The sequence below is a fragment of the Psychrobacter namhaensis genome (genome assembly GCF_016107545.1).
GTDB lineage: Bacteria > Pseudomonadota > Gammaproteobacteria > Pseudomonadales > Moraxellaceae > Psychrobacter > Psychrobacter namhaensis.
Genome location: NZ_JABASS010000007.1, coordinates 118,491 through 130,247, shown reverse-complemented (window position 1 = coordinate 130,247; position 11,757 = coordinate 118,491). Strand labels below are relative to the sequence as shown.

8 protein-coding genes and 2 tRNA genes are annotated in these 11,757 nt (G+C 46.5%); 8 read left to right on the top strand and 2 right to left on the bottom strand.

The genetic code is table 11. The annotated features are described in order from the left end of the window. The first annotated feature begins 105 nt into the window (after positions 1-105). On the top strand, positions 106-813 hold the full coding sequence (gene modB, locus JFC06_RS07480; protein WP_198334543.1) for a molybdate ABC transporter permease subunit: 708 nt from the start codon (positions 106-108) through the stop codon (positions 811-813). A gap of 155 nt (positions 814-968) precedes the next feature. Here modB and JFC06_RS07475 read toward each other — a convergent pair. Beyond that, positions 969-1,045: transfer RNA gene (locus JFC06_RS07475), tRNA-Asp, on the bottom strand. A gap of 38 nt (positions 1,046-1,083) precedes the next feature. Further along, positions 1,084-1,159: transfer RNA gene (locus tag JFC06_RS07470), tRNA-Val, on the bottom strand. Positions 1,160-1,436: 277 nt separating this feature from the next. Here JFC06_RS07470 and JFC06_RS07465 point away from each other — a divergent pair. The 7 genes from JFC06_RS07465 to JFC06_RS07435 all read left to right on the top strand — a co-directional run bounded on the left by JFC06_RS07465 (position 1,437) and on the right by JFC06_RS07435 (position 11,700). Next, entirely contained in the window at positions 1,437-3,077 is a 1,641-nt protein-coding gene (locus tag JFC06_RS07465) for a cardiolipin synthase (protein ID WP_265088178.1), read from the top strand. A 103-nt stretch (positions 3,078-3,180) separates the two neighbouring features. Next, positions 3,181-4,629, top strand: a complete 1,449-nt coding sequence (locus JFC06_RS07460; RefSeq protein ID WP_198334541.1) for a tetratricopeptide repeat protein — start codon at positions 3,181-3,183, stop codon at positions 4,627-4,629. A 118-nt stretch (positions 4,630-4,747) separates the two neighbouring features. Further along, entirely contained in the window at positions 4,748-6,397 is a 1,650-nt protein-coding gene (locus JFC06_RS07455) for a 3-deoxy-D-manno-octulosonic acid transferase (RefSeq protein WP_198334540.1), read from the top strand. Then, the gene (locus JFC06_RS07450; protein ID WP_198334539.1) at positions 6,394-7,146 is read left to right on the top strand and encodes a 16S rRNA (uracil(1498)-N(3))-methyltransferase; all 753 of its coding nucleotides are present in this window, start codon (positions 6,394-6,396) and stop codon (positions 7,144-7,146) included. Before JFC06_RS07455 ends, JFC06_RS07450 begins: the two co-directional genes overlap by 4 nt. A gap of 276 nt (positions 7,147-7,422) precedes the next feature. Continuing rightward, a complete protein-coding gene (locus JFC06_RS07445; protein WP_198334538.1) occupies positions 7,423-8,547 on the top strand; it encodes an extracellular solute-binding protein in 1,125 nt (374 codons plus the stop codon). A gap of 85 nt (positions 8,548-8,632) precedes the next feature. Continuing rightward, positions 8,633-10,309 carry an ABC transporter permease gene (locus JFC06_RS07440; protein WP_198334537.1) on the top strand — a complete coding sequence of 559 codons (1,677 nt, stop codon included), beginning with the start codon at positions 8,633-8,635 and terminating at the stop codon, positions 10,307-10,309. A gap of 164 nt (positions 10,310-10,473) precedes the next feature. Continuing rightward, positions 10,474-11,700 carry an ABC transporter ATP-binding protein gene (locus JFC06_RS07435; protein WP_406947921.1) on the top strand — a complete coding sequence of 409 codons (1,227 nt, stop codon included), beginning with the start codon at positions 10,474-10,476 and terminating at the stop codon, positions 11,698-11,700. The last annotated feature ends 57 nt before the right edge of the window (positions 11,701-11,757 follow it).

Sequence of the window (11,757 nt, the reverse complement as noted above, 5' to 3'; positions counted from 1 at the left end):
TCTACGCTCGACGGCAGGTAGACAACACTTTGTGCAAGCAGGGTATTTGACTATTCAATAGTTAAATCCAATATAACTTCTACCAATGGAACGAGCAGTGACATTATGATAGATCAGGCTCTTATGTCAGATATGCTAAGTCCATTTTGGGTAAGCATCAAGCTTGCCAGTACTACCACCTTATGCCTATTACTGTTTGCCACCCCTGTAGCGTATTGGCTTGCTAAGCCCAGCCGTACGCAAGTTGGGGCACGTCTTAAAGTTTTGCTCATGGGCACTATTGCCATGCCACTTGTTTTGCCTCCTACGGTCATCGGCTTTTATCTTTTGTTACTGCTAAGTCCCAGCGTGGGCATCGGTCAGTGGCTTAATGAGCACAACATGAGCTCGTTGATTTTTACTTTTGAAGGGCTTGTTATCGGCTCGATTATTTACTCATTACCTTTTTATATCCAGCCTGTTTATGCCCAATTTTTGCGTATTCCTCGAAACGTCATGGATGTTGCTCATTTATTAGAGCCTAGTTATATGAGGCGTTTTATAAGGGTGGTCTTACCGCAAGCGCGCGTTGGTATTGTGCTGGGCAGTTTGATCAGCTTTGCTCATACTATTGGTGAGTTTGGCGTTGTACTTATGATAGGCGGTAGTATCTCAGGTGAGACTAAGGTGGTATCGATTGCGATATATGAGCAAGTTGAAGCGCTGAACTACGAAGCGGCGCACATGATGTCAGGCCTTCTCATTATTATGGGTGTGGTCATGGTTGCCCTGATTGCTAGCGTCAGTCGAATGAGTCAGCGTTCATCAAGCTAAAGTGTTTAATAACTTTTCAATAGTACTTGCTTTATAGTTTTTACTAGGAAGTCTGATACAAATCATACGATTCTACAGACACAAAAAAACCCCAAACAATCTAATGTTTGAGGCGAAACTCGCTTAAACTTAACAGTCTAAATTCGTTTTAAATATGGCGCAGCGGACGGGACTCGAACCCGCGACCCCCGGCGTGACAGGCCGGTATTCTAACCAACTGAACTACCGCTGCTTAGGTCGTCTTAGCTTATTTAGCCACTCGCTAAGAAGTGGTGGGTGATGACGGATTCGAACCGCCGACATTCTGCGTGTAAGGCAGACGCTCTACCAACTGAGCTAATCACCCTTCGAACAATTGCTATGCAATTTATTCAACATCAACTGAGCCCTAAGTTTGTCACTAAGCTCCGTTGCTGTGGGTGTGTATTATATAGATTTACAGTTGGCTGTCAAATAGTATTTTAAAAATTTTAGTAAATAATTAAAAATATATTTTTAATCTTATTGTTTACAGTAACTTGCATCATTTGCTTAGGGTTACTGCTATACAAATTCGTATCACAGTTAGCTATCGTTTGGTGGCAAAAAGCTATTATACTGTATTATGCTTTGTTTTATCTTGATTGCCGGAGGCTAGTATAGACACTTCTACTATTAAACACACTTTTACCACCTGGTCTTGGGGAGACTTTGCAGGCTTAGGTCTGGTATTGCATGTGGTGCTAATGATAGTAATGACACTACGGATTGTATCGGTGCAGCGCAATATCGGTGTATCGATTGCTTGGGTTGCTGTGCTCTATACATTGCCGCTGTTTGGTTTTATTGCTTATATCCTGTTGGGGGAGCCGATGATTGGGCGGCGCTATCGTGAGCGAGTGGATCAAGCTAGCCTACTGATGAACGATATGGCGCGCCGCGAGCATTTGGTGTTTGATCAGGGACAAGATTTGCTACCACTCAATTATCGCGGTGTCAGCCAAATCGGCACACGCTGGACAGGGCTTGGGGTATTTCCTGATCACAAGATGCAGTTACTCACTGAGTCTAATGCCATTTTTCAGAGTCTGATTGAGGATATAAACGCGGCGCAGCGTATTATCCTGATGGAGTTTTATATTGTATATCCCAAGGGACAGGTGCTAGAGGTGATAGAAGCGCTATCGGCAGCAGCAGAGCGGGGCGTAGAATGCCACGTACTGGCTGATAGTGTGGGGAGTTTTAGTTTTTTTAATAGTAGCGCTCATCGTACGTTAGAGCGAGCGGGTGTTTTTGTCCATCAGTCGCTGCCAGTGGGGCTATTTAAGACGCTGTTTAAGCGCTCAGATTTGCGCAATCATCGTAAGATGGTGATCATTGATGAACATATCGGGTATATCGGTAGTTTTAACTTGGTCGATCCGAGATTTTTTAAACAAAATAAAAACGTGGGACAGTGGATTGATGTAGCAATACGCACCACCAGTCGGCACTCGATCAGTATTACGATGGCCATGGCAAAGGTCATCGCAACGGATATCGGTGCTGAAAACAACGACAATCTACACGCCCTCAATCAGCGGGTAAACAGCTATACTCGTCGGCTATACGTGATGGACCCAACCATCAATGATTTAAACAGTCGGGTAAAAGTGTTAGGCGATCACGCTGACTATCACAAGCAGCCAGATATTGGCTCGACATCGATTATCATACCCAGAATGCCAGTCGTCGAAGGTGTGCTGGCGCAGCTGATACCTTCAGCACCACAAGTGACGGCCCATGTGATTTATAATACGTTGGTAACGGTGGTGCATCGTGCTAACAAACGCATTCGTATTACTACCCCGTATTTTGTACCCGACGAAGCATTGTCAGGCGCACTCGCAATAGCAGCCAAGCGCGGGGTTGAAGTGACGCTTATTGTGCCTGAAAAAGTCGATTCGTTTCTCGTGCAGCATGCATCACAAGCCTGCTATCAAGAATTGCTTGAGGCAGGTGTCACCATTGCTTTATTTAAGGGCGGGCTGCTGCATGCTAAAACGGTGGTTATCGATGATGATTATTGTCTATTTGGCACCGTGAATATCGATCAGCGCAGCTTTTATCTTAATATGGAGGTCAGTTTGGCAATTTACACGCCAGCGATGGTCGCTCAAGTGGCTGACTGCCAAGAGGTGTATTTACAAAACTGCCGGTATTTGGGCTTAGAAGAGTGGCGTCAGCGCCATGGTGCTGAGCGTTTGTTTGATAATGTGGTACGCTTATTTAGTCCTTTATTGTAGCGCCTCACACTTTAGGTTGCCTTAACCTGTGTATGTGGGTTTATGACTCTGCTGGTTTCACTATTTTATTATCAACTTATTTACAGAAAGGACCCGGTTGTCTATGTCTGCATCGCCCGTCACGCCACTTGATTACATTGCAGCCGGTTATTGGCAAGACTTCTTAGCCAAGCGTCCGATTGCAGGCGGCATTGCTTATGAAACTGAGCTTCGCGACTGTGTGTTGGACGAGTCGTTGGCAAGCTTGCAGCGAGTGGACATGTTATTGTCACAGCTACGCCGTAACATGATTAAGGCGGATCAGTGGAATGAGCAGGCACTATTAGTCGATGAGCGCCATCGTAATTTTATGATGTTTTTAGCGTTTTATGCAGGGCGAGTATTGGCGAAGCAGTGGCAAAGCACGCCGCATTGGTATGGTCAATTTGAGCTACGCAAGCGCTATCCTGAACTGTCACTAGTAACCGATGATTTTTATCAACACATGGCGGTAAACTATCGTGATGACACGGACAATAGTACCGTGGTATCCCTGTTTTTTGCCTTAGAGCCAATAGGGTTGCGTCTGTTTGGTCATATCGATCGGCAGTTTGCGGCAGTGCAAGGCGGTCAAGTGGCTAGTGGCTTATACCAAGCAGTCAGCGCAAAACTACCGAATGATAGGTTACTTAATAATAAATTACCAAATAACAGTGATAACCAAGTGACTGAATCAGCCACTTATAGCGATATTCAGAATGCTGATCGCAATATCGATGTCCATTTAAACACTAGTGAAGCGTCGATTGTTCACAAACCATTAAATGGCGTAGCTGGCAAGGAGAGACCAGCGGCTAGTGACTTATCTGAAAATAGTAAGCTTGAGCTGGCTAAAGCAGAGACATTATTAACCAATCGTCCCTCAGAGCAGCTTGTCATAACAAAACCAGCATCGGCACTAAAGACCTCACCAACGCCAGAGATGTTCACACAGCTGCTTGTAGAGCTAGATGACATAGCAGTAGAGCAAAGTGCGGGTAATACTGAATATCAGCAAGCTAATAATGTATTGGCACAATTTGAGCGGCATATTGCCAAGCAAAATAAGCCTCGGGCGCAAGTTTTTTTTTCAGAGAAACATTTGGCCGCAAAAAAGCAGGCGCTGCTGGCACTCCATGAAGCTGCTAATGCTGGTCATACCGCTGCGATGTTGCGTTTGGCCATGTATGAGCTACTTAGTGAGGGCTTAGCCGTTGATAAAGTAGCTGGTACAGCGTCTGGGGTTGAGTGGGTTAAACAGGCAGCCAGCCAAGATGACAGCCGTGCCCAGCGCCTACTAAGTAAGATGTATTACCAAGGACTAGGAGTCACTCAAGACATAGATAATGGTAAATATTGGCTCACGCAAGCCGCCAAAAATGGTCACGCTGAAGCCGCCGACTTGGTCGCACATTGGCAACAAGCGCAAGTGCTGATGACCACAAAAAAGCAAGAGCAGCATAGTATCAAACGCTATCAAATATTGCTTGGCGTAGTGGGCGTAATAGCGTTGTTGATATTGATTTTTGTCTAAAATATTTTATGGTAAATCACCTTTAAAAGCTTATTATTAAGCGCTAAATTCAGGTAGAATTGGCGCGTTTTTTACGACTGTTTTTATTATTTGATCAATTACTAATCTAGGCTGCTTCATGCCATCTTCCCATACCTCCTCTGATTGTTCTGCAAAATCATCCTCTGATCTTGCATCGCCGCCTAGCTGTGCTGTTTATACGCCGCCCCTTTATTATCAACTGATTATCGGTTTACTCAAGCCCTTGTATCGGCTGCAAGTATGGCGACGCTCACATCAGCGCGATAACTATCAACAAGAGGTTGAGCAGCGTTTTGGTAAACGATATCCTGCACGGCCATTGGCTGATGCCACGCGTACTACTGAGTCGCAGGCGAATAAAGGCGTGATTTGGTGCCATGCGGTCTCATTGGGTGAGACCAACACAGTGGCCCCTTTGTTAGAGGCTTTGTTGGCAGAGGGGTATCAGATATGGCTGACCAACACCACACAAACAGGCTTTGCTCGCGGCGCCAGTCGTTTTGCTGATGAGATTACTCAAGGTCGCATGAGCCACAGCTACGTCCCTGTAGATAGCCCGGTCGTTATTGAGACTTTTTTGGCTCATGTGCAGCCCATAGCGGCTTTGTTTGTAGAAACAGAGCTGTGGGCAAATATCTTAACCAAACTGTCTGAGCATCACGTCCCTAGTATCCTAGTCAACGGTCGGCTGTCGGCGTCTTCATTTAAAAGCTATCAAAAAATTGCGGCCGTCAGTACCAGTATGATGAAAAACCTGACGTTAATCATTGCGCAAGACAATGAGTCTGCGAAACGCTTTCGGCAGTTGGGGGCGTATAGTGCGCAGATTCGGGTGGCAGGCTCGTTAAAGTGGGTGATTAACGCCCCTAAGCTTGCTGCCGGCGCCAGCGTCACAGAGGCGGCTGATATTCAAGGCGAGCATACGACGGTACAAACACTTCACCTCGCTCATCGTCAGGTCGACTTAGCAGAAAAACTGGGTATAGTCGGCCGACCAATTTGGGTGGCGGCAAGCACGCATAGCGGCGAAGAAGCAGTGGCGCTATCCTTGCATCAGCAGTTGTTGTCCAATCCAGCACTGGCCAATACGTTGTTAATCATCGTGCCAAGACATCCTGAACGGTTTGATGAAGTAGCAACACTCATTCAAAACACAACGTTAAAAATGGCGCGGCGTAGTAGAGAGGAGGCCATTAGCATAGATACCCCCGTTTATTTGGCAGATAGTATGGGTGAGCTGATGATATGGTACGCATTGGCAGATGTGGCACTAGTGGGTGGCTCATTGATTGATATTGGCGGGCACAATCCTGTTGAGCCTGCGAGCGTCGCAACGCCTGTGATAATGGGGCGCTATACTCAATCGTGTCAAAGTGTGGTGGACAAACTGTCTGAGGTAGGGGCGCTATATCAACCGCAAAATCCTTGCTATCGTCCCGTTACGGTGGAAGAGGTGGCAGCGAATGTCATTGCTACAGATGAGCAAGTAGCCACTCATAATAAGGCAAATATCAATCAAGAGCTCTCTACAAACCAAGCGCCCTCTAGCAAACAGTCTGCTGCTAACAATGACGACAAAACCCGTATTTATCAGCAGCTGGCGTTTTGGCTCAGTCACCTAGAACTGGCAAAACAGGCGGGACACGCAGGCGAGCAGATGACCAAACAACAGCAAGCGGTATTGACCCGTCAACTTACCATGATTACCAGTGTCATCGAGCAACACTCACACGCAGAGACTTTATGAACTGTTTATTACTACCAGCGGCAAACTTTTTGCACGATACGGCACACATTCACGCACTGCCACAAATTGATCACGTTAACAATGTATTGGCGGCAAAAGTTGGAGACACCCTTAAAATTGGTCAGCTCGGCGGTTATTTAGGGACGGCAGTTATTGATGGTATGACCTCTGATCGTATCCAGTTGCGTGATGTCCAGCTCAGCATCGCACCGCCAGCTAAGCTAGATTTGACGGTGATCCTGGCACTACCGCGTCCCAAAGTACTGCGCCGCTTGATTATGGATATGACCGCGCTTGGCGTACGCGATATCATCCTGATAAATAGCTACCGCACGCAAAAAAGCTATTGGCAAAGCCCGATACTTAAACGCCTTGATGAGCTTGTATTAGAAGGGCTACAACAAGGCGTCGATACAATAGCGCCTCGTATTAGTCTACAAAAACGCTTTAAACCGTTTGTCGAAGATGAATTGCCTCGGTTGGTGAGCAAAGGCGCTATCGTGGCGCACCCGTATACTTCCCAGTCATTGACACAGTACTTAAAAAAGCAGTATTTACAAAAACAGGACTTACAGAAGCCGTCAGCATTGGTCATGCCTCATCTGGTTTGTATTGGTGCTGAGGGTGGTTGGATTGATTACGAGATAGAATTACTTGCCGCCCAAGGCTGCGAGGCAGTACATGTAGGCCCGCGCATATTACGGACTGAAGCGGCCGTTAATGTTCTGTTGGGGCAGTGGCTACTATAAAGCAGTAACGTGTGCTTTCACTTAAATCAGCTATAAAAATAAGTAAACACGATGGGCGATAGATGTAGCCCTGTAAACGCGCAGATTAAGTCGCATCATAGACCAATTTCTGAATTAACAAATGTATTGATAGTTAATCTCATTTGCATTAGTATGTTGTTTCCATACATTATGGTCTTATCAGTCTGAACCATGCGTGATCGATACCGCGATTGGTAGCACAATTTTGTTTCACCATCCATCTCATCTTTTTATAGCGCCATTATGGGGAAAACCATGTCATTGAACACCCTCACCGCCACTTTAACCTCTAATAAGCTGACCTTACCTGTTGCCGTATTTGGCATGATGCTGGGTCTTACTGGCTGTAACAACTCATCTACGACAGAAGAGAGCGTGGATGCAGAAACAACGGCAGTTAGCACGGAAGAAAGCGTCGCTAATGATGGTGCTACCAGCACTGATGGTCAAACGATTACTATCTACTCATCACGTAATGAGCAGTTAATTAAGCCACTGCTAGATCGTTATACTGAGCAGACAGGGGTGAAGGTTGAGCTGGTCACGGACAGCACTGGGCCATTGCTGGCGCGTTTAGAAGCGGAAGGGCAAAATACCCCAGCTGATATGCTTTTGACGGTTGATGCGGGTAACTTGTGGCAAGCTGCGCAGCAAGGCTTACTGCAGCCAGTGGCTTCAGACGTTTTAGCAGCAAATGTCCCTGCAAAGTATCGTGACCCAAAAGGTCAGTGGACAGGCCTGTCATTACGCGCCCGTACTATCTTTTATGACCCAAGTAAAGTTAGTGCCGATGAGCTATCGACTTACGCAGATTTGGCGGATCCAAAATGGAAAGGCAAGTTGTGTCTTCGTACTTCTAAAAAGGTTTATAATCAGTCGCTTGTGGCCAGCATGATAGAGCACTTGGGCGAAGAAAAAACAGAAGAAATCATTCGTGGATGGGTGGATAACCTAGCGACTGATGTATTCAGCGATGATACCAGCATGCTAGAAGCCATTGCCGCTGGTCAGTGTGAAGTAGGTATTGCTAACAGTTACTATTATGGTCGTCTGTTGGATGAAAAACCAGATTTCCCGGTAGAGATATTCTGGGCCAATCAAGGCACGACAGGCACGCATGTCAATGTCTCAGGCGCTGGTGTGGTTGCTGGTTCAGACAATCCAGATGGGACGCTTAAATTAATCGAGTGGCTGTCATCGGACGAAGCGCAAGGCATCTATGCCAGCTCTGATAAAGAATTCCCAGTAAAAGAAGGGGTGGATGAATCAGAGATGCTCAGATCATGGGGTCCGTTCAAAAAAGACGATATCAACGTGCAGAAGTTTGGCGAATTACAAACCCAAGCAATTCAAATGATGGACAAGGCGGGTTACAAATAGAGTAACAACAGACATGCCAATCTCAGATTTTTTGAGGTTGGTATTGATCTTTAAGGCATCTATGCATGTGACACGGTAACAATATATGATCAAAACGCCAGACACGTCTGTAGGGCAAAACGATACAGGTAATGACAGGGTCAATGATAAAAAAACTGTCAGCCAAGACCACGCCGTCCGTAAACGTATGATCTCGAAATCAGTCTTAGGACTGATTTCGCTGTTTATGCTTGTACCGATTTTGATCGTGTTGTTATCGTGGACGCAGCCAGTAGCTGATATATGGACGCACATGGCAGATTATGTACTGCCTCAAGTCCTTAAAAACACTGCTATCTTATTGTTGATGGTGACTATTATTTCTGGCACTATCGGCACTGCGCTTGCTTGGGTGACCAGCATGTACCGCTTCCCTGGGCAGCGTTTTTTTTCGTGGGCACTGATGTTGCCGTTGGCGTTTCCGGCCTATGTGTTGGCGTTTGTCACGGTTGGTATTGTGGATTTTAGCGGGCCATTACAAACGGGCTTAAGGGATTTGGGCATCAATACGGCGATACCCTCGGTACGTAATGTGTGGGGCGCAGGTATGGTGTTGTCTCTGGCATTTTATCCCTATGTTTATTTGCTGGCGCGCCAAGCGTTTTTATCTCAAGGCAGGCGGGCGATAGAAGCGGGACAGATGCTGGGACTTAGCCGTGGTCGCGTGTTCTTTCGGCTGGCACTGCCACAAGCGCTGCCGTGGATCATTGGTGGGTTGCTACTGGCCAGCATGGAAACCTTGGCAGATTTTGGCGCGGTTTCGGTGTTTAACGTCGACACCTTTACCACGGCTATTTATAAAGCGTGGTTTGGTTTTTTTAGTTTAACGACGGCGGCCCAGTTGGCGGCGCTGTTAATCGGTGTGGTCTTTATCGTGGTGTTGTTTGAGCAGTATTGGCAGGCCAAGCGGGGAAGCTCAGTCACTCAAGGCAGCAGCCAACGTTTTGAAGCCAGTAAACCTGCTAAACTGGCCATGACGCTCCTGTGTACACTAGTATTTGCAATCGCCTTTTTAATACCATTTTTGCAGCTGATTTATTGGACCGCATTGAATTTTCGGCAAGATTTTGATGCTCGTTACGTTGATTTTGTGACCAATAGCCTGATGATTGCTAGTATGACCACGCTTTTTATTGCCTTTTTGGCGGTTATTATTGCGTGGATTAAGCGGCAGTATCCTGATAAATTAACCAAGCTGATGACCACTTTAGCCAATTTGGGCTATGTGGTACCAGGTACGGTTTTGGCGGTAGGCATCTTTATTCCAATCGCTTGGCTAGACAACCAAATGATTGCTTTTGGTATTACCTCGCAGCAATTTCTGTCCGGCAGTGTGATTGTGATGCTACTGGCATTATCGACGCGCTTTATGACGGTGAGTTTTCAGCCCATCGATCGGCAGTTACAGCGATTGACAGTCAATCAAGAAGCCGCAGCCAATCTGCTGAGTGACAGTCCTTATCAGCGTTGGCGACAGGTGATGTTACCAGTGCTTAGCCCCGGCGTGCTGACGGCCTTACTGATGGGGTTTGTCGAAGTGATGAAAGAGATGCCGATTACTTTGATGACGCGTCGCCAAGGCTGGGATACGCTGGCTGTGCGAGTGTTTGAGATGACCAGTGAAGGCATGTGGGGTCGTGCGGCCTTACCAAGCTTATTGATTGTGCTGGTTGGACTACTCCCTGTTTGGATATTATTGCGTCAAAGTGATAAGCAAGGATAAAAGCAATTTTAAAGACAGCTCATTTTACTAATCGCTAACTGGTACCGTCTATGTACACCGATTCAATGAACGACTCATCAGACCCTAACGCCGTAAAAGCCAAGTCAATAAAGACTAAGGCGAATTCTGAGCATGCAACAAAACCGCCAGTAGCACAAATTAAAATGCCTCAAACTCCGCCTAAAAAAAACCAGAAACCAGACAGTCCCTTTAGCCAAGAGGTTGAAACAGATATTACGAGCAACGCTTATTTTAGTGTGCAAGATCTGATCGTGGGCTATGACGATGTTACCATCGTTAATGGGCTGTCATTAATGTTACAACAAGGCGAGATTGGTTGTTTTCTGGGTTATAGCGGCTGTGGTAAAACCACGGCGCTACGAGCGATTGCAGGGTTAGAGCCAAGCCGCGGCGGCAGCATTTACTTAAATAATCAGTGTCTTACTGATAAAACCGCTCGTAACTCATTTGCCGTAGCCCCCGCCAAACGCGGTATGGGTATGGTGTTTCAGGACTATGCACTGTTTGGTCATCTTAGCGTGGCAAAAAACATCGCATTTGGACTGAATAAATGGTCTACCGCTGACAAAAAAGCCCGTGTGGCTGAAATGTTAAGCCTCGTTGAGTTGACTGAGCATGCGGACAAACGTCCAAATGAGCTCTCGGGTGGTCAACAGCAGCGGGTAGCCTTAGCCCGCGCACTGGCACCAAAGCCTAAGCTGCTCTTACTAGATGAACCCTTTTCTAATTTAGATGTGGTATTACGTGAGTCATTGGCAATGAGTGTCCGTGATATTCTCAAACGTACCAATACCACAGCGATTTTGGTGACTCATGACCAAAATGAAGCGTTTGCACTCGCCGATAAAGTGGGGGTGATGGATAAAGGCAAGCTGGTACAGTGGGCAACCCCAAGTGAGCTCTATCATGAGCCAATCAGTCCTTTTGTGGCCGAGTTTGTGGGTGAAGGGGCGATGATAGACGGCATCATCAAAGAAGGCCATGTTGAGACGGCACTGGGCAATATTTATCGGCGCATGGAAGTGTGTGATGCATTAGGACAGCCGCAGTATTGTGAGTATGACTATCCAAACGGTACGCCAATCAAAGTGCTGGTACGCCCTGATGACATCATTCATGATGATGACAGTGCGCAGACGGCACTAGTGATTGGGCGGGTGTTTCGCGGGGCCAATTACTTGTATCGCTTACAACTCGATGATGGGCAGACCGTATTGTCATTAGTCGCCAGTCATCATAATCATGAGATTGGGTCACAGATTGGTATCTTACCGCTGCTAGAGCACGTCGTGGTGTTTGACGAAAAAGACATCAATGCCACGACTTGGTCAGAATATGATAGATCAGAGAGAGTGGAGGAAATAAAGTAGCGGTTGTGAAAGCGTGTAAAAAAGCGCACTAACAGAAGTGTTATAAAACTTTGCCTG

Coding starts and splice junctions, on each gene's coding strand:
- JFC06_RS07450 (WP_198334539.1), top strand. CDS start 6,394: ATGAACTGTTTATTACTACCAGCGGCAAACTTTTTGCACGATACGGCA.
- JFC06_RS07455 (WP_198334540.1), top strand. CDS start 4,748: ATGCCATCTTCCCATACCTCCTCTGATTGTTCTGCAAAATCATCCTCT.
- JFC06_RS07445 (WP_198334538.1), top strand. CDS start 7,423: ATGTCATTGAACACCCTCACCGCCACTTTAACCTCTAATAAGCTGACC.
- JFC06_RS07440 (WP_198334537.1), top strand. CDS start 8,633: ATGATCAAAACGCCAGACACGTCTGTAGGGCAAAACGATACAGGTAAT.
- JFC06_RS07435 (WP_406947921.1), top strand. CDS start 10,474: ATGCCTCAAACTCCGCCTAAAAAAAACCAGAAACCAGACAGTCCCTTT.
- JFC06_RS07460 (WP_198334541.1), top strand. CDS start 3,181: ATGTCTGCATCGCCCGTCACGCCACTTGATTACATTGCAGCCGGTTAT.
- modB (WP_198334543.1), top strand. CDS start 106: ATGATAGATCAGGCTCTTATGTCAGATATGCTAAGTCCATTTTGGGTA.